At 60.9% G+C, this 23,652-nt stretch carries 25 protein-coding genes; 10 read left to right on the forward strand and 15 right to left on the reverse strand.

The window, feature by feature from the left end:
- Positions 1-220 precede the first annotated feature (220 nt).
- Positions 221-2,911, reverse strand: a complete 2,691-nt coding sequence (acnA, locus tag M3P21_RS16050; RefSeq protein WP_249711452.1) for an aconitate hydratase AcnA — start codon at positions 2,909-2,911, stop codon at positions 221-223.
- Positions 2,912-3,142: 231 nt separating this feature from the next.
- Here acnA and M3P21_RS16055 point away from each other — a divergent pair, with 231 nt between their 5' ends.
- A complete protein-coding gene (locus tag M3P21_RS16055; protein WP_249711454.1) occupies positions 3,143-3,856 on the forward strand; it encodes a DUF1223 domain-containing protein in 714 nt (237 codons plus the stop codon).
- Positions 3,857-3,860: 4 nt separating this feature from the next.
- Here the strand turns inward: M3P21_RS16055 and M3P21_RS16060 are convergent, their stop codons facing one another.
- The 5 genes from M3P21_RS16060 to purB all read right to left on the reverse strand — a co-directional run bounded on the left by M3P21_RS16060 (position 3,861) and on the right by purB (position 8,415).
- Positions 3,861-4,775 (reverse strand): lysophospholipid acyltransferase family protein, encoded by a 915-nt coding sequence (locus tag M3P21_RS16060; RefSeq protein ID WP_249711456.1) that lies wholly within the window; start codon positions 4,773-4,775, stop codon positions 3,861-3,863.
- Positions 4,776-4,880: 105 nt separating this feature from the next.
- The gene (locus tag M3P21_RS16065) at positions 4,881-5,975 is read right to left on the reverse strand and encodes a flagellar motor switch protein FliG (protein WP_249711458.1); all 1,095 of its coding nucleotides are present in this window, start codon (positions 5,973-5,975) and stop codon (positions 4,881-4,883) included.
- Positions 5,976-6,044: 69 nt separating this feature from the next.
- Positions 6,045-6,590 carry a tetratricopeptide repeat protein gene (locus M3P21_RS16070; RefSeq protein ID WP_249711460.1) on the reverse strand — a complete coding sequence of 182 codons (546 nt, stop codon included), beginning with the start codon at positions 6,588-6,590 and terminating at the stop codon, positions 6,045-6,047.
- Positions 6,591-6,782: 192 nt separating this feature from the next.
- Positions 6,783-6,944 (reverse strand): hypothetical protein, encoded by a 162-nt coding sequence (locus M3P21_RS16075; protein WP_249711462.1) that lies wholly within the window; start codon positions 6,942-6,944, stop codon positions 6,783-6,785.
- Between the two features lie 166 nt (positions 6,945-7,110).
- A complete protein-coding gene (gene purB / locus M3P21_RS16080) occupies positions 7,111-8,415 on the reverse strand; it encodes an adenylosuccinate lyase (protein ID WP_249711465.1) in 1,305 nt (434 codons plus the stop codon).
- Between the two features lie 88 nt (positions 8,416-8,503).
- Here purB and M3P21_RS16085 point away from each other — a divergent pair, with 88 nt between their 5' ends.
- Both M3P21_RS16085 and M3P21_RS16090 read left to right on the forward strand, forming a co-directional pair.
- Complete coding sequence (locus M3P21_RS16085) at positions 8,504-8,836, forward strand: hypothetical protein (protein WP_249711467.1); 333 nt, start codon at positions 8,504-8,506, stop codon at positions 8,834-8,836.
- Positions 8,833-9,264 carry a DUF6314 family protein gene (locus tag M3P21_RS16090; RefSeq protein WP_249711469.1) on the forward strand — a complete coding sequence of 144 codons (432 nt, stop codon included), beginning with the start codon at positions 8,833-8,835 and terminating at the stop codon, positions 9,262-9,264. Before M3P21_RS16085 ends, M3P21_RS16090 begins: the two co-directional genes overlap by 4 nt.
- A gap of 3 nt (positions 9,265-9,267) precedes the next feature.
- Here the strand turns inward: M3P21_RS16090 and M3P21_RS16095 are convergent, their stop codons facing one another.
- A complete protein-coding gene (locus M3P21_RS16095) occupies positions 9,268-10,104 on the reverse strand; it encodes a glycosyl transferase (protein WP_249711471.1) in 837 nt (278 codons plus the stop codon).
- A gap of 165 nt (positions 10,105-10,269) precedes the next feature.
- On the opposite strand from M3P21_RS16095, the gene M3P21_RS16100 reads away from it, so the two are divergent.
- Both M3P21_RS16100 and M3P21_RS16105 read left to right on the forward strand, forming a co-directional pair.
- Positions 10,270-10,833: a hypothetical protein gene (locus M3P21_RS16100; RefSeq protein WP_249711473.1), complete on the forward strand. Its 564-nt coding sequence runs from the start codon at positions 10,270-10,272 to the stop codon at positions 10,831-10,833.
- Positions 10,834-10,843: 10 nt separating this feature from the next.
- Entirely contained in the window at positions 10,844-11,164 is a 321-nt protein-coding gene (locus M3P21_RS16105; protein ID WP_249711475.1) for a hypothetical protein, read from the forward strand.
- On the opposite strand, the gene M3P21_RS16110 is transcribed toward M3P21_RS16105, so the two are convergent.
- Entirely contained in the window at positions 11,161-12,378 is a 1,218-nt protein-coding gene (locus M3P21_RS16110; protein WP_249711477.1) for a bifunctional alpha/beta hydrolase/OsmC family protein, read from the reverse strand. The genes M3P21_RS16105 and M3P21_RS16110 overlap by 4 nt on opposite strands.
- 213 nt (positions 12,379-12,591) lie before the next feature.
- On the opposite strand from M3P21_RS16110, the gene M3P21_RS16115 reads away from it, so the two are divergent.
- The 3 genes from M3P21_RS16115 (at position 12,592) to M3P21_RS16125 (ending at position 14,434) form a co-directional block, all read left to right on the forward strand.
- Positions 12,592-12,771 (forward strand): hypothetical protein, encoded by a 180-nt coding sequence (locus M3P21_RS16115; protein ID WP_249711478.1) that lies wholly within the window; start codon positions 12,592-12,594, stop codon positions 12,769-12,771.
- A 107-nt stretch (positions 12,772-12,878) separates the two neighbouring features.
- Positions 12,879-13,103, forward strand: coding sequence for a hypothetical protein (locus tag M3P21_RS16120; RefSeq protein WP_249711481.1), 225 nt, complete (start codon positions 12,879-12,881; stop codon positions 13,101-13,103).
- A 185-nt stretch (positions 13,104-13,288) separates the two neighbouring features.
- Positions 13,289-14,434, forward strand: a complete 1,146-nt coding sequence (locus M3P21_RS16125; protein ID WP_249711483.1) for a 2OG-Fe(II) oxygenase — start codon at positions 13,289-13,291, stop codon at positions 14,432-14,434.
- 7 nt (positions 14,435-14,441) lie between these two features.
- On the opposite strand, the gene dddP is transcribed toward M3P21_RS16125, so the two are convergent.
- Positions 14,442-15,788 (reverse strand): dimethylsulfonioproprionate lyase DddP, encoded by a 1,347-nt coding sequence (gene dddP / locus M3P21_RS16130; RefSeq protein ID WP_249711485.1) that lies wholly within the window; start codon positions 15,786-15,788, stop codon positions 14,442-14,444.
- A 124-nt stretch (positions 15,789-15,912) separates the two neighbouring features.
- On the opposite strand from dddP, the gene M3P21_RS16135 reads away from it, so the two are divergent.
- Positions 15,913-16,644 (forward strand): heme-dependent oxidative N-demethylase family protein, encoded by a 732-nt coding sequence (locus tag M3P21_RS16135; RefSeq protein WP_249711486.1) that lies wholly within the window; start codon positions 15,913-15,915, stop codon positions 16,642-16,644.
- A gap of 68 nt (positions 16,645-16,712) precedes the next feature.
- Here the strand turns inward: M3P21_RS16135 and M3P21_RS16140 are convergent, their stop codons facing one another.
- The 6 genes from M3P21_RS16140 to M3P21_RS16165 form a co-directional block, all read right to left on the reverse strand.
- A complete protein-coding gene (locus tag M3P21_RS16140) occupies positions 16,713-17,621 on the reverse strand; it encodes a hypothetical protein (RefSeq protein WP_249711487.1) in 909 nt (302 codons plus the stop codon).
- Between the two features lie 198 nt (positions 17,622-17,819).
- Positions 17,820-18,617 (reverse strand): lytic murein transglycosylase, encoded by a 798-nt coding sequence (locus tag M3P21_RS16145; RefSeq protein WP_249711490.1) that lies wholly within the window; start codon positions 18,615-18,617, stop codon positions 17,820-17,822.
- Between the two features lie 37 nt (positions 18,618-18,654).
- Positions 18,655-19,494 carry an amino acid ABC transporter substrate-binding protein gene (locus M3P21_RS16150; RefSeq protein ID WP_249711492.1) on the reverse strand — a complete coding sequence of 280 codons (840 nt, stop codon included), beginning with the start codon at positions 19,492-19,494 and terminating at the stop codon, positions 18,655-18,657.
- Between the two features lie 92 nt (positions 19,495-19,586).
- Entirely contained in the window at positions 19,587-19,865 is a 279-nt protein-coding gene (locus tag M3P21_RS16155; protein ID WP_249711495.1) for a hypothetical protein, read from the reverse strand.
- Between the two features lie 149 nt (positions 19,866-20,014).
- Positions 20,015-21,421, reverse strand: a complete 1,407-nt coding sequence (gene glnA / locus M3P21_RS16160) for a type I glutamate--ammonia ligase (RefSeq protein WP_249711497.1) — start codon at positions 21,419-21,421, stop codon at positions 20,015-20,017.
- 36 nt (positions 21,422-21,457) lie between these two features.
- Positions 21,458-21,796, reverse strand: coding sequence for a P-II family nitrogen regulator (locus tag M3P21_RS16165; RefSeq protein WP_249711499.1), 339 nt, complete (start codon positions 21,794-21,796; stop codon positions 21,458-21,460).
- Between the two features lie 170 nt (positions 21,797-21,966).
- Between M3P21_RS16165 and M3P21_RS16170 the strand changes: the two genes are divergently transcribed.
- Entirely contained in the window at positions 21,967-23,649 is a 1,683-nt protein-coding gene (locus M3P21_RS16170; RefSeq protein WP_249711501.1) for an NAD(P)H-hydrate dehydratase, read from the forward strand.
- The last annotated feature ends 3 nt before the right edge of the window (positions 23,650-23,652 follow it).

A 23,652-nucleotide genomic window follows, 5' to 3' on the forward strand; every position in this document is an offset into this window, starting at 1 on the left:
GCCCTTTCGGAAAGTTCAGCTCTGCAGGCTCACATCCGGCGACCGCCCGCGAGGGTCAGACGACCTTCAACCCGCGCGCGCGGTTTTCATGCCCCAACCAAACCGGCAAACGGCGCCAATGACAACTTCTTCTGTTCAGAAATACCTCGGAGCGCGAGGCAGCGCCTCGCAGATAAACAGGCGCCCAGAAGGGCGCCCGTCAATCCTGTTTCAGGCTGGCTTAGCTGGCTTTTGCCAGATTGCGCAGCACGTAATGCAGCACGCCGCCATGTTCGATGTATTCGATCTCGGGCGCGGTATCGATCCGGCATTTCAGCGTGATCGTCTTTTCGCTGCCGTCACCATAGGTGATGGAGCAGGGAACCTCCTGCAGCGGCTCGATTGTGTCCAGCCCGTGTATCGAGACGGTCTCGTCGCCCTTCAGGCCCAGCGATTTGCGGGTATCGCCGCCGGTGAACTCGAACGGAATAACCCCCATGCCCACAAGATTCGAGCGGTGGATACGCTCGAAGCTTTCGGCGATCACGGCCTTGACGCCCAAGAGCGCGGTGCCTTTTGCGGCCCAGTCGCGGCTGGAGCCTGCGCCATATTGCTCGCCGCCAAACACCACCAGCGGCGTGCCCTGATCCTGATAGGCCATCGCCGCATCGTAGATCGAGGTCTGCGCGCCATCGGGGCCTTTGGTATAGCCGCCCTCGACGCCATCCAGCATCTCGTTCTTGATGCGGATATTGGCAAAGGTGCCGCGCATCATGATCTCGTGGTTGCCACGGCGCGAGCCGTAGGAGTTGAACTCGCGCGGCTGCACCTGACGGTCGATCAGATAGCTGCCCGCCGGGGTCGTGGTCGCAAACGAACCCGCAGGCGAGATGTGGTCGGTGGTGACCATGTCGCCCAGGATCAACAGCACCTTGGCGCCGTCGATATTGCTGATCGTACCCGGCTCGGTTCCCATGCCCTGGAAATAGGGCGGGTTCTGGATATAGGTCGAGGTCGGCGGCCAGTCATAGGTCTCGGCATCGGTGGTCTCGACACCCTGCCACTTTTCATCGCCTTTGAAGACATCGGCATATTTCGACAGGAACGCCTCGCGGGTTACTGTCTGCTGGACCAGATCGGCGATTTCCTTTTGCGTTGGCCAGATGTCTTTCATGTAGACATCATTGCCGTCCTTGTCGGTGCCGATCGGCTCGGATGTCAGGTCGATATCCATGGTCCCGGCCAGCGCATAGACAACGACCAGCGGCGGTGAGGCCAGATAGTTGGCGCGCACATCCGGGCTGATCCGACCCTCAAAATTGCGGTTGCCCGAAAGTACAGCGGTTGCGACCAGATCGCCCTCGGCAATCGCCTCGGACAGTTCCGCCTGAATCGGGCCGGAATTGCCGATGCAGGTAGTACAGCCATAGCCCACGAGGTTGAATCCGACCTTGTCCAGATCCTCCTGCAGACCAGCGGCCTCAAGATAGGCGGAGACGACCTGCGAGCCCGGTGCCAGCGAAGTCTTGACCCAGGGCTTGCGGTCCAGACCCAGAGCGGCCGCCTTGCGGGCCACCAGACCGGCGCCGATCATCACATAAGGGTTCGAGGTGTTGGTGCACGACGTGATCGAGGCGATCACCACCTTGCCCGAATCCATGCTGTAGTCTTCACCCTTGACGGCAACTTCCTTGCCCATGGGGCGCTTGAAGGTTTCCGCCATCTCTTTGGTGAAAGCCGCTTTGGCGTCGGTCAGCGCGACGTAATCCTGCGGGCGTTTCGGACCCGAGATCGCGGGCACGATGGTGCCCATGTCGAGGCTGAGCGTGTCGGTGTAGATCGGGGCGTAATCCGCATCCCGCCAGAATCCGTTTTCCCTGGCATAGGCCTCGACCAGCGCGATCCGGTCTTCTTCGCGACCGGTGTTGCGCAGGTAGCGGATGGTTTCGCCATCGATCGGGAAAAAGCCGCAGGTCGCGCCGTATTCGGGGGCCATGTTGGCGATGGTCGCCCGGTCTGCCAGCGGCAGATGGTCCAGACCCGTGCCATAGAATTCGACGAATTTGCCAACCACGCCCTTGGCGCGCAGCATCTCGACCACTTTCAGGACCAGATCGGTACCGGTGGTGCCTTCGACCATCTCTCCGGTCAGCTCAAAGCCGATGACCTCGGGGATCAGCATCGAGATCGGCTGGCCCAGCATCGCGGCCTCAGCCTCGATCCCGCCAACGCCCCAGCCCAGAACAGCCGCACCATTGACCATGGTGGTGTGGCTGTCGGTGCCCACCAGCGTGTCGGGATAGGCCACTTCTTCGCCATTCTGGTCACTGTCGGTCCACACGGTCTGCGCCAGATATTCCAGGTTCACCTGGTGGCAGATGCCGGTTCCCGGAGGCACAACGCGGAAGTTGTTAAAGGCCGACTGGCCCCATTTCAGGAACTGGTAACGCTCCATGTTGCGCTCGTATTCGCGATCCACATTCATCTGGAAGGCGCGCGGGTTGCCGAACTCGTCGATCATGACCGAGTGGTCGATGACCAGATCGACCGGGTTCAGCGGGTTGATCTTCTGGGCGTCGCCGCCCAGTCCCACGATGCCGTCACGCATGGCGGCCAGATCGACCACGGCGGGAACGCCGGTGAAGTCCTGCATCAGCACGCGGGCCGGGCGATAGGCGATCTCGCGCGGGTTCTTACCGCCCTTGGCGCCCCATTCGGCAAACGCCTTGATATCGTCGACCGAGACCGAGAACCCGTCATCCTCGAAACGCAGCATGTTTTCCAGCACCACTTTCAGCGCGGCAGGAAGGCGAGAGAAATCGCCCAGACCGGCCTCTTGCGCGGCGGGGATCGAATAATAGGAAATGGTCTTGCCATTCACGCTCAGGCTGCGGCGTGTCTTGGCGGTGTCCTGTCCAACTTTGATGGGCATCTGATGGCCTCCCTCTCAAATGTGGTGGATTGCGGGATTCGCTGAGGCGTATCTGCATCACGGGGGGCTGCACTTCAAGGCTCAACAGGCCAAGTGCGGCAATTTTTGTATACCATCGCACACAATTTTGCCCAAACAGCGCCTCTACTCACCAAAATTTCAAGAAACCTTGATTCGTCAAACCGGGCGCCGATGGGTAGACCAAAGACAGCAATAGCCGAAAGTCGTGTCATGAAAACCCGCAGAAAAACCCGCAGCTTCTCCCTTGCCCTCCTGCTTGCCAGTCTCGCCGCGCCTGTTGCCGCCGGGGACAACCCCGTGGTGGTCGAGCTCTATACCTCGCAGGGATGCTCATCCTGTCCGCCAGCGGATGCGATGATGCATGAGTTGGCGGCGCGAAACGATGTGATCGGGCTGGCGCTGCATGTGGACTACTGGGATTATATCGGCTGGAAAGATGAATATGCCGATCCCGCCCACACCAAGCGCCAGCAGGGCTATGCGCGCAGCGGCGGGCGCACCATGATCTACACGCCGCAGATGATCGTGGCCGGGCAGGGGGATGTTGTCGGAGCGCGTGAACGGGAACTGATGGCGCTGATCGATTCCCATCTGGCCGCGCCCGACAGCGCGCTGGTCACGGCCACGCGCAGCGGCGATGCGCTGTCGATCTCGGTCGAACCCTATGAGCGCGCGGTGCGCGGCGACTATGTGGTGCAACTGGTCCGCTATACACCGATGAAGCACGCCTCGATCAAGCGGGGTGAGTTGGCCGGGCATGAGCTGGACTATGCCAATGTGGTCGAAAGCTGGGATCAGGTCGGGCAATGGGATGGTGCCGCACCGGCAGAACTGACCACAGCGCTGGAGGGCGATCTGCCGGCGGTGGTGCTGGTTCAGGTGGCCGGGCATGGCCCGATCGTGGCGGCGGCGCGGGTGGAATAGCGCCTCAGACGTCCTGCACGCCCAGCCCGTACCAGGGTTTCCAGCGGCGATGAATCCAGAACCATTGACCCATATGCTGGCGCACCTGCACCTCCAGATCGTCATTGATTTGTTGGGTCATGGTCTTGGGGTCGCTATGCGCGATGGGGTCATTCAGCACGATCTCGAAATCGACGCCATTGGGTTGGCGGATCGCATAGCAGGGGATCATCGCCGCATTGTATTTCATCGCCAGTTCGGCGTTCAGGATCGAGGTGACCGCGGGTTTGCCGAAAAACATCAGCTCTTCGCCGCCATGGGCGTGCAGGTCCGATACGATGGCGATGATGCCGCCCTGTTTCAGCGAGCGCACCATCTCCATCATGCCGCGGCGGCCCTGTTCGAACATTGTTCCGCCAGTGAGTTGGAAAGCGGCGACATAAGCGTCGTTGAAATAGGGGTTGGCCATGCGGCGGTAGAGCGCGCCAATGGGTTTGCCGTAGCGCGCCTGCAAGGCGATGCGCGCGGCCAGGTAGTGGCCGAAATGGGCGGTGATCATCATCAGCGGTCTGCCTTCGGCCAACGCCGCCTCGAAAGCGGCGATGCCGGGGCCTGAGACCTTGGCGGTCTTGTGCCGCACGGTGAATTCCTCGGGCGAGAAATGTTCCATCATGGCGCGCCCGGCATTGTCTGGTACCGCGTTGCAGATGCGCTTGACCTCGGCCTCGGGAAGATCGGGGCAGACAAGCGCAAGGTTGTTGCGGACCCGCTTGCGAAAGCCGACCAGCGGCGAGACCAGGCGCGTGATATGCCCCAGCAGAGCAAGCCGGGTTTCATAAGGCAGCAGCCGCAGCCCGCCGATAAACGCCTGCAGAAACAGGTTTGCGACGTAATATCCGGCCAGTTTGGATTTGCTCAGTTTTGACTTATCTGCGGGCATTCTGCCGTCTCATCGCCTGTTTCTATCGTTTGATCAGACATATAGGCCTGCATAAGCGATCACAAGCATGTCGAACGGGGCGGTGACTTTAGTGCCAATCGCGGATCATTCATCATCCTCTTCATCCGGGGACAGCAGGGTCAGGCCGCCATCCTGCTCCAGCGTGCGGATGGCGGCCACGATGGTGGTCATGGCCTGTTCACCATCGACCTGTTTGACCTTGCCCTTCTCGGCCATCTCTTCGCGCAGCGCATCGGCCATGCGGCTGGTCATGTTGCTGAGCAGAAATTCCGCCGTGCTGACATCGTCGGGTTCGGTGGCGGCGACCAGCGCGGTGACCAGCACGTCCTGTTCGACCGCGCGGGCGACGGAGGTGGCATCCTTGGGGGCAATGCGCCGGGCAATATCGGCAAAGGTGAACAGGACCTTGCGCACACAGGTGGCAAAATCGGCATCCTCTTCATCCAGCGCCGACAGCACCTGATCCCTGGTCGACGAAGGCGACTGGTTGAGGATCTCGCCGACCCGCTTTTCGGGCCGGTCTTCGAAGGCGGTGGGCGGGCGTGTCTCGGCCTGCGTCAGCAGGGCCCGCCCGATCCGGTCCACCGCGTCAGGTGAGATATGGGTGGTGCCCGAGATCGCATAGGTGATCCGGCGCGCCACCGGGCCGGGCAGCAGACCCAGCAACTCGGCGGCCTTGGGCGTGTCGAGCTTTGACAGCAGCACGGCGGCCACTTCGGTGCTTTCGCTCTGGGCGAAGGCGGCCAGTTCCACCGCCTCCAGCTTGCGCAGTTTCGGCCAGGGATCACCGGACTGCTGCACACCGGCGGCCCGGCGCAATCGCGCGGCGGTGCCGGGCGCGATCTTGCCATCCATCGCCGTCAGTGCGTCAGCGATCCCATGGGGAAAAGACAGCCCGACCCCTTCCAGCGCTTCGGCAAATTCATGCGCCACCGCGTCCAGCGTCAGCCGGTCGATCAACCCCATGTCCGCCATCTGATGGGTCAGGATTTCCTGCAGGTCCTCTGGCAGGTCCTCGATCGGAATGTCGGCCCCTTCGGTCAACAAGAGCCGCACGATCACAGCCGCTTTCTGGCGTCCGTCCAGACGGCGCGGCACTCGCTTTTCGGACGTGGCATCCACCGCGCCGGTTTCCACAGTGTTCATGCCAAGCGGCATCAAGGCGGTGTCATGCTGCATCTGTCCGCATCATCCATTGAGGTCTGTCGCGGACAGAATAGGGCAAGGGGCGTAAAGAAACCCTGAAACTCAGTAGCTGTAGGTCAGCCCGGTGCGGATTGCGTCCCTCAGCGAAACCTCGGCCCAGCTGCCCTCACCGCCGCGCGCCTTGATTTCGCGCCACTGGGCGACTGCCAGATCGGTCTTGCCTTCTTCGACAAAGCCCTGCGCCATATAGCTGCGCGCCAGCAGGTTGTCGGGATTGGCCGCGATCGCCTGTTCATAGAACAGGTTGGCCAGGTCGATCTCGCCCATCTTGCGATAGGTGAACCCCCAATAGGTCAGGACCCGGTCATCCTCCTGATCGCGCATTTCGGACAGGGCTTTCTGGGCGTGTTCATACTGCCCGTCATAGGCCAGTTCACGCACCGCGTCATACAACGCGTCATCCGAGAAATTGGTCTTCTTCGGTTTCAGGCAGCGGCCAGCATTCTGGTCCCAGACCCGGCCAAACAGGCATTTGCGGGTGGTGTTCGTGGGTTTGGGCGGGCTTGATCCGCCGCCTGCGGCCAGTCCGGCGTGAGGCATTGCAACATAGGTGGGCAGCGCAAGCGCCACAGCGAGAAGAATACGCATCGGGGAACTCCCTTTACCAAATCAACTTATAACCAAAGTAGTGTATTTCATCAAAAGACGAGCACCGGATTTGATCCCGGCGCTTCAAACTAAAGTGAGGTGTCGTTCCACCAATTACAAGTCGCACAAGATCGCAGGCGGCCACAGTCGGGCCCCCTGCGGCTGCGTCAAACCAAAGCGCGGTGCGTCCGGTCAGGATTCGTTGGTTATGCAGGTTCGGCTGTTCGCGTCCCATGTGGTGCCGTCGGCGCAGAGCATCGCGCGCGGGTCTTCGCGAAAGCTACAACCGATTGCCAGCGCCAGATTCGGCGCAATGCTGAGCAGTGTTGCGGCAAGAAAGATCTTGATTTTCATTGCTTTTCTCTCAGGTCATTTAAATGTGCGGGCAACCGAATTGTAACATCACTTCGATGCAAAGTCATTGCAAATGCTGATTGAGGTGCACACCAAGAGGCCCGCAGAAATCTGCGAGCCCTCTGCCTTGATCCAAAATGACTGAGATGGGATTTCAGAGTTGCGATCAGTCCTTGAAGACGCGCGCAAAGATCGTGTCGACATGTTTGGTGTGATAGCCCAGATCGAATTTCTCTTCGATCTCGTCGGGGCTCAGCGCCGCCGTCACATCCGCGTCGCCCAGCAATTCGGTTTTGAAGTCCTTACCTTCTTCCCAGACTTTCATCGCGTTGCGCTGGACCAGCTTATAGGCGTCCTCGCGGCTGACACCCGCTTGGGTCAGCGCCAGCAGCACCCGCTGGCTCATCACCAATCCGCGGAACTTGTTCATGTTGGCGATCATGTTGTCGGGATAGACCACCAGCTTGTCGATCACCATGGTCAGGCGGGCCAGCGCGAAATCCAGCGTGATCGTCGCATCGGGGCCGATATTGCGCTCGACCGAGCTGTGCGAGATGTCGCGCTCGTGCCATAGCGCCACGTTTTCCATCGCCGGAACAACGGCCATGCGCACCAGACGCGCCAGACCGGTCAGGTTCTCGGTCAGCACCGGGTTGCGCTTGTGCGGCATCGCCGAGGAGCCTTTCTGGCCCTTCGAGAAGAACTCTTCGGCCTCCAGCACTTCGGTGCGCTGCATGTGGCGGATTTCGGTGGCGACGTTTTCGATTGACGAGGCAACCACGCCAAGGGCGGCGAAAAACGCCGCGTGACGGTCGCGCGGGATGACTTGGGTGCTGATTGGCTCAGGCTCCAGCCCCAATTTCTCGCAGACATGTTCCTCGACGCGGGGGTCAATATTGGCGAAGGTGCCGACCGCGCCGGAGATCGCACCGGTGGCGATCTCATAACGGGCCTTTTCCAGCCGGTTCAGGTTGCGGTCCATCTCGGCGTAAAAGCGGGCGAAGGTGAGACCCATGGTGGTGGGCTCGGCATGGATACCGTGGCTGCGCCCGATGCGGATCGTGTCCTTGTGTTCCAGCGCGCGGCGTTTCAGGGCAGCGAGCAAGCCTTTCATGTCCTCGATCAGGATATCGGCGGCGCGGGTCAGCTGGACGTTGAAACAGGTGTCCAGCACGTCCGAGCTGGTCATGCCCTGATGCACGAACCGCGCCTCGTCGCTGCCCACATGTTCAGCCAGATGGGTGAGGAAGGCGATGACGTCGTGCTTGGTCACTGCCTCGATCTCGTCGATGCGGGCGACGTCGAACTCGACATCCTTGGCCTTCCAGACGGCCTCGGCGTTTTCGCGCGGGATCACGCCCAGATCGGCCATCGCATCGCAGGCATGGGCCTCGATCTCGTACCAGATGCGGAACTTGGTCTCGGGCGACCAGATGGCGACCATATCGGGACGGGAATAACGGGGGATCATTGGCAGCGGCACCTTTTTGTGATTGGCATGCGGGTACGGGGCGGGTCATAGACCCGTGTTGGCGCGCGGACAAGGCAGGAGAGTGGATATGAGGCGGTTTGCCCTGATTTTGGCGCTGGTGCCGGGCGGATTGGCGGCCGAAGAGTTCCGGCAACTGACCGGAGACGAGATTCTGACCGCGCTGATCGACCGCAAGCTGGCCTATGAAGGCGGCGCGACCCAGACTTTCGAGCCATCCATGCGGACGCAGTATTTCTCAAGCGGTCCCAGCGCGGGCAGTTGGGCGGTGCGCGGCGATCAGTATTGCTCGGTCTGGCCACCCTCGGATATCTGGGCCTGCTACAATATCGAACGCAGCGGAGATGTGATCCGCTTCATCGGCGCGGGTGGCGACCTGACCGACGGGACCTATGTGGAATGACGCTGCCGGGTTGCCTGGGTGATTTTGCCGGGGACTGGCGCATCACGCGCGAGATCACCGATGCCAGGGCCGGGCAGGTGCTGCATGCCGAGGGCACGGCCTCACTGGTCTGGAAGGGGGACGCGCTGATCTACGGCGAGGCGCTGCGCCTGCAGGTCCCCGGACAGGCGCCGATGCAGGCCACGCGGCGTTATCTCTGGCAGCAGGGGCAGGGCGGCATCGACATCCGGTTCGAGGACGGGCGGTTCTTTCACCATCTGGCGCTGGGGCAGGACGCTCCGCACGATCATCACGATTGCCCGCCCGACAGCTATGATGCGGCCTATGACTTCACCGACTGGCCAGTCTGGTCGGTGGTCTGGACCGTCTCGGGGCCGCGCAAATCATATGTCATGAAAAGCCACTATCAGCGGTTGCGGGACAGCTAAGCGCTATTTCCGGGTCTCAAGCGCGCTTTGCCAGGCGCGATCGGCCTTGTCCCAGATATCCTTGACCCAATCCGCAGGCCACATGAACTGGCGTAGATATCGCAGCTTTCGATGCGATTTCAGCGCGCGTTTGATGTGCTGCCAGGGTGGCAGGAACTCGTACTTGGGATGGTAGCGCCCGGCAATGGCGTCCGGCGGGTTGAGCGAACCCGCAAAGATCACCACGCGCGTGCCTTTGGGCGGGTGCGAGGGTTTGAAGTAGTTCAGCGGGAAGGTCGGGATGCATTCGATCCGGAAATGGCGCACCCAGCCATTGGGCCAGAACTTGATCCCGTTCGGCGCATTCTTGGTCACGAAATGCTGCTCGAACCGGTATTTATCCGCGACCCCCTGCGGGTCAGCGGCAAACTGCGCCTGCAGCGGTGCCAGCGCCCCCACGGGCATCCGATAGATCGAGGTCTGCCCCAGCTTGTGCAGCGGCTTGGTGATGTTGCGGGCGAGGATCACGTCCTCGGGTGCGCCGAATTCAAAGAACGGGTCCAGCGAGTCGGTGATGACCACATCCAGATCAAGGAACAGGAATGACCCCTTCAGATCACCCAGCTCGGGCGCCCAAAGGCGTGATTTCGGCCATTGGCCAATGGTCCGTTCCGGCATGAAGCCCGGCATCTCGGGCAGATCAAAGCAGACCACGTCGGGATGCACCCCCTCGCGCGTGTCGGTAAACGCAACAAAGCGGAAGGGCGGTGTCGTGTTGGCGCGCACCATCTCATAAAGACGATTGATGTAAGGCGCGCCATAGCGCGTGCCCCAGTTGATGCATACGATCTGCTTGTCCATGAGGGCAGGGCTAGCAGCCGCTCTGCGTTTCATCAAGAACGAAAGATGGGGCGCGGGCAGGCCCAAGCCCTGCCGCATGTCGCGCAGTTTCAAACGATATTAAACATTTACAGGGTGCTGTTGACGGTCAATGATCGCCCTATCCGATCAACGAAAGCGAGTTTCATGCGATCTGTCATTCTGCCTCTGCGCCGCGCTGTTTGTGCTGTGCTGCTTGCGGGGCTGCCCGCCGCCACCCTGGCGGATATGCCCCTGACCTATGAAAGCGACGGGCGCGCCCTGTTTCGGCTCAGCGCCCCGGATTTCTGGCAGGTGCGTGCCGGTGGCCCGCGCGCCATCGCCGCGCCCGAGACCGGCGAGGCGCGATTGATCAACCGGGTGATCGGGCTGGAACCTGTCGCGGACAAGGGCGTCTGGGTCGGGTTCATGTCGCCCAACGGCATCCGCACATTGGGTCAGGCCGAAGACTATCTGTCGGGCATCGGCAGATCGCTGGTCAAGGACCCCGAGGTGACCGGGCGGTCTTCGATCACGCTGGGTGGTCTGCCTGCCAAGCGCATCACCGGAACCGGACGGCGCGACGGGCGCGCTGTCAGCTTCACCGCGCTGTTGATCGATCTGCCGACCAACCGGGTCGCGATCTCGCTTGCGGTGATCGAAAGCGGGGCGGACCCGGATCTGGTGAATGACGTGAATGCGATCTACGGCTCGTTCCGGGCGATCAGGTAAGGAGGGTAAGATGTTGAAAAAGCTAATACTTGCCCTCGGCCTGTTCGGGTTGGCGGGCTGTGATGGCCTCACCGTCGGGGTCGGTACCGGTGGCTATTACGACTCGATGCTGTGGAATGATTATTACTACGGGTATCCGCGCCCGCCCGACGAACCGGACCGGCCCGATCGCCCCGACCCACCGGTTCGGCCCGAGCCCCCGATCGCCAAGCCCCCGATTGCGCGGCCGCCGATTGCGCGGCCGCCTGTGGCCCGTCCTCCGGTCGCGCGCCCACCAGTGCACCGGCCCCCGGTGTCGCGCCCGATGCCCGCACGCGGAGGGCGGCGTTAATCGGTTATCAACTCGGTCACCACATGTGAGGAGCCTTCGAGTGTCCGGTGAACCGGGCATTTGTCGGCAATCTCCAGCAGTTTGGCGCGCTGGTCGGCATCCAGAGGCCCGTGCAACCGGATGCGGCGGCGAAATTCGTCCACCTTGCCGCGCGTTGCGGCCTCGGCATCCTGTGCATGGACCTTGTCATGGCAGATATCGACGCTGACCCCGTCCAGTGGCCAGCCTTTGCGGCGCGCATACATGCGGATAGTCATCGAGGTACAGGCACCCAATCCGGCCGAGACAAATCCATAGGGTGACATGCCTGTGTTCGTACCCCCGTAAGAGACCGGCTCATCCGCTACTGCGTGATGATCGGGGCCCGATTGCACGTCCTGCCGGAAGCCCGCGGGATCGGATTCGGTCACCCGCACCACACCTTCGGGCGCACCCGGCGGCGGCGCGGGCGGCGACAGGTCGACATAGCGCGCGGCCCAGGCGGCAATCACCTCACCTGCGTAATCGGCATCGGCCTGACGCGTGATCAGGTGATCGGCATCATCCAGCGTCACGAAGCTTTTGGGGTGTTTGGCGGCCAGAAAGATCTGCGCGGCATTGTCGATGCTGACCGTATCATCCAGCGGCGCGTGCAGCACCAGAAGGGCGGCATTCAGCCCGGCAATGGCGGGTTCCAACTGCGTCTGTGCAATATCTTCGACAAATTGCCGGCCGATCCGGAAGGGCCGCCCGCCAAGGGTGACATCGGCTGCGCCTTCGGCTTCGATCAGCGGCAGCGCGGCCTCGAAATGATGCGAGACATGGCCCGGATCGGCAGGCGCGCCCAGCGTCACCACGCCCTTGACCGAGGGGATGCCCGCCCGTGCCCGCAACACCGCCGCGCCGCCCAGCGAATGGCCAATCAGCAGGGCAGGCGCCTTTTTGCGGCCCGCAAGATACTGCGCGGCGGCCACCAGGTCCTGCACATTCGAGGTGAAGCTGGTGTTTTCGAACTCGCCCGCCGAATGGCCCAGCCCGGTGAAATCGAACCGCAGCACCGCGATCCCCATCATCGCCAGCCGTCCAGCGATCCGCCGTGCCGCCGGGATGTCCTTGGAACAGGTGAAGCAATGGGCAAAGAGAGCTGTGGCCAGAACCGGCCCGTCGGGCAGATCCAGTCGCGCGGCAAGCTGGCTGCCGTCATGTCCGGCGAAAGTGATGCGTTCTGTGGGCATGGGTTCATCCTTTGACGTTCCTGCAAAGACTGGCGATGGCGGTGGTGAATTCCAAGAGGCAACCGCGACCGTTCACGCCACCGTGCAAAGCTGGTGAACGGTCGGACCGGGCAAATCCATGCGCCAGACGCCGAGGGGCGGCCCTCTTCGGAGCAGCGCCTGATATGCTGGACAGGTGCCGGAACTAGCGCTGGACGCGAACGGTGCTGTAGTGTGGTCGCACGCGCGGGGCGAGGTGTCAGAGGTGGTGATGCGCGACTGGCCTCGGACAAACCACCGATCCGCACCCGCAGGTCAGAGTGGAGCGAGGAATTTTGGCACCTCAAGGCCGAAGCCGACCCGGATGGCAGGCGGCTGCAGGCCAAGGTGATGCAGGCGTTTCTGGGGCTTTAGCATAATATCACCATTCGTGATGTTTTTGAAAACATTAATTCGTTTTTGTGACGGCCGATCCGCGCCTATCTTCTGGTCATCTCATCACCAGAACAGGAGATATCGATATGCAGAGTTCAAGTGCTCAAGAACACACCCACCTCGGCGCGGATCGGGGCAGAACGATCCTGTGGTCACTCATCGCCCTGGGCGTTGGCATTGTGCTGGGCGCAGCGATGGACGGCGGTGCGCCGGATCGCTTTGAGCCGTCGTCCGAAACCGCGCGTACGATGCCGCAATTGGAGGACTGGCACGGCAATGTGAAACAGTCGGACTGGCCGACAGTTCAGTAAACGCCACGGCGGGCAGGGCGCGCACCTGACCGCCAAGTTTTCCCACCCCTCAGCCGGATGGCCAACCGGAGCGTGGCCGTGGAAATCTGCAGCGTGATCCGCTCTTTCATACACTCTGGCAGGGCGTTGCTCAAAGCGGCGCGGTGACGTAAGATCAGGAGAGAGTCCAACGTCCGGTATTTCAGATGGCTTCTTATATTAACCTTCTGCCCGGGGATGTTGCCCCGGATTTTGTTCAACGTTCCTTGAAGAACCCGAAATTCGTGTTCAACTCATCCGCTGGTCGGTATTTGGTTTTGTGCTTCTTTTGCGGTGCGAGCAATCCACACAGTAAGGCTGCGCTGCAAGCGGTGCACAGACGCGAGGATCTGTTTGACGACAAATTCGCGAGCTTCTACGGCATTACGATCGATCCCTATGATGACGATCCAAATGGTCTGAAAGAGTATTATCCCGGGTACCGGTTCTTTCTCGATTTCGATCTGAGCGTGAGCCGGCGTTATGGCGTGGTGGACAAGGATGCAACCGAACTGCCTCCGTCGCGGGAGGTACGCCGCCTCTGGATCGTGATTGATCCCACCATGCGTATCATGAAGCTGATCACGTTCAACCGGGATCAGAGCGATATTCCCGAGTTGTTGGCCTATCTCGATTCGCTTCCGCCGCCGGCCAGGTATTCCGGGCTTGAGCTGCAAGCGCCAATCATCGTCCTGCCAAACGTGTTCGAGAAAGAGTTCTGCGAAGAATTGATCAGCCTCTACGAGGCTGATGGTGGGACCGAGACCGGGTTCATGCAGGATGTGGACGGAAAGACCGTTGCCAAAATTGACCGGTCGCACAAGAGTCGCCGGGATTTCGTTGTCAAAGACCAGGACCTGATCTCGAAATTGCAGGGCAGATTCTACCGCCGCGTGGTGCCGGAGATCTCCAAGATACACCAGTTCCACGTAACCCGCATGGAGCGCTATATCGTCTCTTGTTACTCCGAGGAGGATGGCGGTCATTTCCGGCCGCATCGCGACAACACGACTAAGGGCACCGCGCATCGGCGCTTTGCAGTGTCGGTCAATCTCAACTCCGATTTTGACGGCGGAGAGGTGTCCTTTCCCGAATACGGATCCCGCAGCTTCAAAGCACCGCCGGGCGGGGCAGTCATCTTTTCCTGTTCTCTGCTCCATGCGGTGTCAAAGGTCACGCGCGGTCGCCGATATGCCTTCCTGCCGTTTCTCTATGATGACGCGGCCGCCGAAATCCGTGAGCGGAACAACAAATATCTTGGCGAGGATGTCGGGACTTACAAAGACCCGGCGACCGTCACGTCCCCGGGGTGAGGCAGCGCTAAGCCCCCCCTCCCATCAATGCCGCATCAAACGGATAGGTGGTCAGGTTCTCATATCCGTCCTCGGTGATCAGAACCTGATCTTCGAGCTTGATCGAGAAATCGCCGCCAACTTCGCCCACCGCCGCCTCGACACACAGCACCATGCCTGGCTCCAGCGCATAGTCGTAGGCGCCGGGCACCGCCTTGTCGGGATAGGCCACCAGCGGCCATTCATCGCACAGGCCCACCCCGTGCATCAGGCAGCCGTATTTCTGTGCCTGGTACTTGTCATCAAGCCGATGGGTGTTGGCGCTGAGTTCCGGGATCATCACGCCGGGTTTCAGCATCTCCATATTGGTCATGATATGCTCATGCGCGTGCTGCATGGCATAGACCATGTCAGGACGTGGCGGCTCATCCCCGATCCACCAAGTCCGGCTGATATCGACGCAGATCCCGTAGGACCCGATCAGGTCGGTATCAAAGGCGATGATCTCGTTGTTTTGCGTGACCCGAGGCCCGCATTCCTGAAACCAGGGATTGGTGCGTTGGCCCGAGGACAGCAGCCGGGTCTCGATCCACTCGCCGCCGCGGCGGATGTTTTCGGCGTGCAAAACCGCCCAGATATCATCCTCGGAGGTTACGCCATCGCCCACATTGGCCCGCGCGAAATCCTCCATCGCCCGCACGGCGGTTTCGCAGGCGTGGCTGGCGCAGCGCATGGCGAGGATTTCGTCGGGGCCTTTGACAGAGCGTGATTTCTCGGTGACTTCTTCGCCTTCCATGATCTCGAACCCCTGCGCCTCAAGCGCGCGCAGCCCGTGCAGCATCACCTTGTCCACCGCCAGCCGCATATTGCCCGGCGCGTGTTCTTGCAGCAGCACCCGCACCTCGTTCGAGAACACGTCCGCCGCCACATCCAGCTTGTCGCCCCGGTCGAAATAGAACAGGTCCGCGCCCGAGCGTTGTTCGCGCACCAGCGGGTTGAATTTGCTGAGGAAAGGTGCGTTCTTGTAGTCCCAGATCACCATGTATCCATCCGCGCAAAGCAGCACCGCGCGAAACGGGTTATGGGTGTTCCAGAGCTGCATATTGGTGCTGTCGGTGGCGTAGCGGATGTTGAGCGGGTCAAACATCAACAGCCCGCCGTAGTCGCGATCAACGATATGCCGGGTCAGGCGCTGCCAGCGATGTTCGCGCATACGGGCCAGATCGGGCAGGTGCAGCCCCGCACCCTTCCATTCCGAAAAGGCAAGCTGTGTCGGGCCGATCTCGACCCGGTCCATATCGTTTGGGGTGCCGTCCCCCAGAGTTGCGCCGCGTGTGGGGTCGATCTTGCGGCTGTCGCGATAGTGGGTATCCACGGTGGCTCTCCCCTTGGCTGGGGTAAGTTGAGCGCAGTTTGGCGCCGCAATCCCGGACGATTGCGACCTGTGGCCATGTCGTTTTTGGGCCGACAGCAGCGCGGCTTGGTGCTAATTCGCTGTCATGACGGCCATTCTTCAACGCACCATACCCTATGATCCCCTGACGCCACGACCCCTGCCGGGGATCGCGCCAGTGCGCATGAAGGACTGGCTGCTGCGCGATGAGGCCTTTGCCGCGCAGATGGCGCAGCGTGCGGCGTTGCTGGGGGCGCGGCGCAATGATGTTCTGGCGTTGCACGAGTCGGCGCGCCCGGCGGCAGAAGAACTGCTCGATCTGGTGTTGAGCCTTGCTTATCCCGGGGCAGGGCCGCAGGTGACCCGCCCCGATGGCGTGCGCGTCACCATCGATCGCGCCGACCCGTTGGCCACGCTGGGGCAATTGGTGCAGGAAGACCTGTGCATCCTGCTCAAACAGGGTGACGAGCACGTACTGACCGGCGCGGTGCTGTGTTTTCCCGCAAGCTGGATGCTGGCCGAGAAATACCTGCGCCCCCTGGTCGCGATCCATGAGCCGGTCGCCCCTTATGACGGGAGCATCGCCAAACGCGTCCAGCGCCTGTTTGACGGGGTGCAGCCCGAGCGTCCGCTCTGGCGATTCAACGCGCTCTGGTACGTCGATCCCGCACTGCACCAGCCGCGCAGCATGCATGACCGCCGGGACGCGCCAGCGGCAAAAACGGCTGACTATCTGCGCAGCGAACGGCAATGCATCCTGCGACTGCCGCAGACCCGTGCGGTGATCTTTTCCATCCACACCTATGTGCTGGCCCGGGCTGACATCGCGCCGACGTAAGAACGCCCCGTCCAATGAACGGGGCGATCTTACAGGCACGAGAGAGACGGTGAGAGAGAGAGACTACATCACAAAAAGAAGGATGTTACGCTGTCGATCATGCCAGTGTTCTTGTAGATCATAATCGAGCTGGTGAGAGCCAGCACATGGGTGTTGAGGCGGAAATCCTCGCCTTTGATCAGATTGACCGCCGCCATCGACACCGCCACGGGGGCGGAGACGAAATAGAGGCAACCGGTCATGCTCCAGCTGGTCAGCCGCCGAATGTCGTTTTCGGGCTGATCTTCCAGGGCGATCGCCTCCAGCTCGGCGGGCAGCGGCTCGGTCCGGAAAGACAGCGCCAGCGCTTCTTCCTCGGACAGTTCGACCAGGCCCAGTCTGCCGCAATGTGGTGTGTGGGCCGACACGTAGTCGTAATGGGTCGTCAGCTCTGCGACCTCTTCTTCGATAGGTGCGAACCGCTCGCCATTGTTGACAATGATCTGTTTGCGGTCACGCCCCCGTTTTGGGGAGAGATTTGCAAAGGCTCCCATGAACTGCTCGACGGTTAAGGACACATCCGAGTCGAGCCACTCGATCGACTCGCTCGAATTCAGATCCACCATCCGGTACAGCATCACTACCAAGATCAGCTCGGACACATCCGGATCGTCAAGCTCGGGGGATACCGGTGTCAGGATGATGGAGAGGCGGGATTTGGCCTGGGTTCCATCGGTTTCTCCTCTGGAGTTCAGGCCCGCCACGCGGTCCAGCCGCGTCGCACGCGTTTCCGTGCTCAGCGCGTCGCCATAGGTCAGCGTGACCAGGTATTGGCTGGTGACGATGCGCGCTTCTTGCGCCCCCACCAGGGTTTGCCGTTCGACCATATGGCCGTGATCTTCCAGCGTTGCGGCCGCGATCCGGCCAAAGCGGTCGATCGCACCATCTTCGCTGCCCTGGAATACCAGTCCACCGTGATACCTGCCCGTATCCGTCACTGTTCCAACCCTCCACGTGATTGTGTTCACCAATTAATCTAAAAGGCGAAGAGGGAGAAACTGTGACGGTGATTGCCGGATTCGAGGCAGTCCGGTGCATATCGGCGGATTGATGCCAATCCGGAAACCCGTTCATTTTATGGTGAACTGGCCCATTCATGAGGGAAATGTGGCGGCATCGTGGCACGGTTGCGGCGGTCAGCCGTCAATGCGCGCGCCCATGATGGCGATCGACTGCTGATAGACCGTGGCCGCGTTCCACTGTTTTATCACGGTGAAATTGGGTTCGCCGGGTTGATAGCCCTTGCCGGGTTTCCAGCCTTTTTGGCGCAGAAAGTTGGCGGTCGAGGCCAGCGCGTCTGTCAAGTTGTAAAAATCGACCCGCCCGTCACCGGTCGCATCGACGCCATAGATCATCGCGTTGCCGGGCAGAAACTGCGTGTGGCCCAGCTCGCCATGTTTGGCGCCCAAAGTGGCGGGGGTGATGGCGCCCTGATCAACCAGTTTCAGCGCGCCGATGGCATGGGGGATGAAGAACTCGGACCGGCGGCAATCATAAGCCAGCGTCACGATGGCCGAGACCACCTGGCTGTCGCCCATGAAATTGCCGAACCCCGTCTCCATCCCGTGGATGGCCAGCAGCACGCCGCTGGGCACACCATATTGCCGTTCCAGCGCGGCATAGAAATTGGCGTTGCGCGCCTTGCGCTTGCGCCCCTGCGTCACGATCGTGTCGGCGCCACGGATGCGCATGAACTTGTCGAGCGTGTATTTGAAGCTTTTCTGATTGCGGTCGGCGGCAATGGTGCGATTGGCATATTGCGCGCCGGCCAGTGCCTGCCGTCCCTTATTCTTCACGCCTGCCTTGCGGGCCTGCTTGTCGAAATCCTGTTTCCAGGCTTCGAACCCGGCACTGGTATTGCCGCAACTGGCGGCCTGCGCCGCAAGCGGCGCGGCAAGAGACAGGATAAGGGCAAGGCAGGTCAGGGATCGCATGGCAGACTCACTCTCGGATCAAAGGGTCAGGGCGGGGTCACGGCATTGTCGGGGCGATGACATGCAACGCCTGCAGCGCCGCGCCCGGCTCGATCCCCGGCAGGGTTGTCTCAAAGAACTCCGCCATCGAGCCGTCTTCGTAAAGCTCCGCGATCACCCGGTCCACAAACAGGCGGAAATCGGTGTCGCCCCGAGTCAGCGCCAGCCCGTGTTTCTCGATCGTCAGAATCTGGTCGGACATCTTGAACCCGTCCTGCATCTTGCCGCCCGCGAAATTGACCAGCATGATGCTCTGATCGGCGAAATAGGCGTCGATCTCACCCTCGGCCATCGCCCGGAACCCTGCCTGATGCGAGACAAAGGGCACCATCTCGGCCTCGATACCGGCCTGTTCGAAGGACGCGCGCACCGCGCGTTCGGTCGTGGTCGCACCGCGCATGCCGACCTTCTTGCCCGCCAGATCGCTCAGATTCTCGCCGCCATCCTTAGGCAGCATCAGCGCGGTGCCATCCACATAGGTCGGGACCGAGAAATCGACCTCTTCGCGCCGCTCCAGCGTGATCGTGGCCGCACCGCAGAGAATGTCGATCTCGCCGCTGGCGATCTTGTCGAACCGGTCCTTGGTGTCGACCGCGATATAGGTCGCGTTGAGATTGTCGATCTCAAGGTGGTTGGCGAGGCTCTGCGCGATCCGGTCGCAGATCAGCACGGAATAGCCTGCGGGCTGTCCTTCGGTGTTGAAATAGGACAGCGGGATCGCGTCGGCGCGAATGCCAATGTTGAATTGTCCGGTCTCGCGGATACGGTCCAGCGTCTGGGCCGGGGCGGTGGTGGCCAATGTGGTGGCCAGGGCAAGGCTTGTGAGAAGAAAACGCATCAAATCATCCAATCAGGTCATTTGAGAGGGACGATAGCGGGCGTTGCCACAACCCTAAAGAGGAAATGCGCGCGATCTCATCCGCCAGCATTTCATAATGCGCGTTGTAGATCCTCAGCCGTCAGAACCGGTTGAATTTCAATGGCTGCGTCAAGCGCCGCAAACAGCGGCTCGTTGATGGCCGGCATGCGGGCCTGATCCGATTCCTCGAATATCACGATGCCCATGCGCTTTCCGTCTTCGAGCGCAAAATAAGAGGCTTCGGCATTCACCTCCCGGACCAGATCGGCAATGGCTTTGCCGAGCGTGCCGTCGCGCTCGGCCTGATTCCCTTTCTCGACCGGAATGGTGAATTTCAACATCAGGCGCATGGCTTTCTCCGTGTTCCGCGAACCGCATGATCGGGTCCAGCATCGGGCCGTATCGCGGGCGGGTCAAGCTGTGATGCGGGCACGTTGCGGGGAACGAAAAAAGGGCGCCATACAGGCGCCCTTTCAAACTTTTTGCGATCGAGTGTCGATCAGCAGCTGTAATACATGCCGTATTCAACCGGATGCGGGGTGTGTTCGTAGGTTTCGACCTCTTCCATCTTGAGCTCGATATACCCCTCGATCTGGTCCTTGGTGAACACGTCGCCCTGCAGCAGGAAGTCGTGATCGGAGGCCAGCGCTTCCAGAGCTTCGCGCAAGCTGCCGCAGACGGTCGGGATACCGGCCAGTTCCTCGGCGGGCAGATCGTAGAGGTTCTTGTCCATCGCCTCGCCCGGATCGATCTTGTTCTTGATGCCGTCAAGACCGGCCATCAGCAGCGCCGCAAACGCCAGGTAGGGGTTTGCCGCCGGATCGGGGAAACGGGCCTCGACGCGCTTGGCTTTCGGGCTTTCGGTCCACGGAATACGCACGCAGCCCGAGCGGTTGCGGGCCGAATAGGCGCGCAGAACCGGGGCCTCGAAACCGGGGATCAGACGCTTGTAGCTGTTGGTCGCCGGGTTGGTGAAGGCGTTCAGCGTCTTGGCGTGTTTCAGAACACCACCGATGAACCACAGCGCCTCATCCGACAGGTCGGCGTATTTGTCGCCGGCAAAGAGCGGCTTGCCCTCTTTCCAGATCGACATGTTCACATGCATGCCGGTGCCGTTGTCGCCCGCGATGGGCTTCGGCATGAAGGTCGCCGATTTGCCATAGGCATGCGCCACGTTGTGGATCACATATTTGTACTTCTGCAGTTCGTCGGCCTGTTTGGTCAGGCTGTCAAAGATCAGACCCAGCTCGTGCTGGCACGAGGCCACCTCGTGGTGGTGCTTGTCGACCTTCATGCCCAGACGCTTCATGGTGGAGAGCATTTCCGAGCGCAGATCCTGGCTTTCGTCCACCGGGTTGACCGGGAAATAGCCGCCCTTGACGCCGGGCCGATGGCCCATATTGCCCATCTCATACTCGGTATCGGTGTTCCAGGACGCATCCGTGGCGTCGACCTCATAGGACACTTTGTTGATCGAGTTCGAGAAGCGCACATCGTCGAACAGGAAGAATTCGGCCTCGGGGCCCATGTAAGCCACGTCACCGATGCCAGAGGCTTTCAGGTAAGCTTCGGCCTTCTGTGCGGTGCCGCGCGGGTCGCGATCATAGGCCTCGCCGGTATCCGGTTCCACCACCGAGCAATGCACGCAGATGGTTTTCTCGGCATAGAAGGGGTCAACATAGGCACTTTCGGTGTCGACCATCAGCTTCATGTCCGAGGCTTCGATCGATTTCCAGCCTGCGATGGACGAGCCGTCGAACATGAAGCCTTCTTCGAGGAAGTCTTCGTCGACCTGATCGGCCATCAGTGTTACGTGCTGCAGCTTGCCGCGCGGGTCGGTAAAACGGACATCGACATATTCTGCGTCTTCGTCGCGGATCAGCTGAAGAACTGCGTCCTTGCTCATTTTCGTTGGGTCCTCTGATTGGAGAATTTGGTAGAGTTACAATGCGTCCGAACCGGTCTCGCCGGTGCGGATGCGAATGGCATGTTCGACTGGGCTGACAAAAACCTTGCCGTCGCCGATCTTGTCGGTCTTGGCAGCGCCCACGATGGCTTCGATGGCGGCGTCGACCTGATCGTCGTCCAGAACCACGTCGATTTTCACCTTGGGCAGGAAATCGACGACATATTCGGCACCGCGATAGAGCTCGGTATGGCCTTTCTGGCGGCCAAAGCCCTTGACCTCGATGACGCTCAGGCCCTGAACGCCGACATCCTGCAGCGCTTCCTTTACCTCATCGAGTTTGAAAGGCTTGATGATGGCCTCGATCTTTTTCATTGGCGGAGCCTCCCTGAAATCTTGTCAGTCCGGCTCAGATCATGTCTGAATAAGGGCCACAATCCGATAGTGGCGCCGGACCTGCCGGATCAAGGCGATTTCTAGCGCTCGGTCAAAAAATAGGCAAGTTGCACAAAAATTGCGCAGTTTTGAATCACGAGGGGTTTTCCATGACTGAGTTGCTGACCGCCGCCCAGATGCAGGCCATCGAAAAAGCAGCCATCGACAGCGGGGACGTGACCGGGTTGGAGCTGATGGAGCGGGCTGGGCAGGGGGTGGTCGAGGCGATTTTCGAGGAATGGCCGGAACTGGTGGACCCCGCTGGGGGGCCAGCCCCCCAGACCCCCCGAGGTATTTCCGAACAGAAGAAGAGGCGGGCCGTGGTGCTGTGCGGGCCCGGCAACAATGGCGGCGACGGGTTTGTGGTGGCGCGGTTGATGAAGGAGCGGGGCTGGGAGGTGGAGGTATTTCTCTACGGTGATCCGTCTAAGTTGCCGCCGGATGCGCGAGTGAACTATGAGCGGTGGTGTGGAGGGGGAGGTAATGTGGTTCATTTCGCCTCGTTCAATCCGTGGGCTTCCCATGCTGATGTCTTTATGGACGCGGTTTTTGGAACGGGGTTGTCTCGGTTGGTTGAGAAGGACATTGCCAAGAAACTCGGCGAGGCTGCCGTAATCGAACGATTTGTCGCTATTGATATACCTTCCGGGCTGTGTGCAGATAGCGGCAAGAACCTTATTGATAGGGACGTTGAAACCGGCGCTTCTTTTGCTTCGCCTGCTTCACATCTAACAGTGACATTTCAATACCAGAAACACGGTCACCGCATTGGTGTTTGTGCCACGAGTTGCGGCGTCGTTAGAACGGTGGACATAGGGCTTGATCACAAACAAGCTATGCGTTTGTTGGGGCGACCCTATGATCCGGTTTCTCGACGTAGGGCGGATTTTTCTGCGATCGTGTCGCTTTTTGATAATCGCACACTCTTGCGAGGTTTTTCCACGTTGGAAAGCTATCTGGACAAGGCTTGGTCAGGCAAAAATGGAAACAAATTCACTCACGGTCACGCCCTAATTCTCTCTGGTGGTCCCGGCAAGACCGGCGCGGCGCGGTTGGCGGCGCGGGGGGCGCTCAGGATCGGGGCGGGGCTGGTGACGCTGGGGGTGCCGCCCTCGGCACAGATGGAGGTGGCGAGCCAGATCACATCGCTGATGCTGCGGCGGGTTGAAGGTGGTGAGGGGCTGGCCGAGTTGTTGAGTGATGAGCGGTTGAACGCGCTCTGTCTCGGGCCGGGACTTGGGATGGACCGCGCACGCGATCTGGTGCCGGTGGCCTTGCAACACACGCGCGCGACTGTTCTGGACGCAGATGCGCTCTCGGGTTTTGCCGATGCGCCGGATGAGTTGTTCGGGATGTTGCATGAAACCTGCGTCCTCACCCCGCATGGGGGTGAGTTTGCGCGACTGTTCCCGGATATCTCTGAGAAACTGAATGCTGTGCCGACCAAAGGCCCGGCCTATTCCAAGGTGGATGCCACCCGTGAGGCAGCAAAGCGGGCGGGTTGCGTGGTGCTGTTCAAGGGGCCTGACACGGTGATCGCTAACCCGGATGGGCGTTGTTCCGTCAATTCCGCCCATTACGAGCGGGCCGCTCCCTGGCTCGCTACGGCGGGGTCGGGGGATGTGTTGGCCGGGTTCATCACCGGGTTGCTGGCGCGGGGATTTGATCCGATGCAGGCCGCCGAGACAGGGGCGTGGTTGCATGTGGAATGCGCGCGCCATTTCGGACCCGGATTGATCGCCGAGGACTTGCCGGAACAATTGCCGGCGGTGTTCCGGGAACTTGGCATTTAGGCG

Origin of the sequence: Ruegeria spongiae, assembly GCF_023502395.1 — a bacterium.
GTDB lineage: Bacteria > Pseudomonadota > Alphaproteobacteria > Rhodobacterales > Rhodobacteraceae > Ruegeria_C > Ruegeria_C spongiae.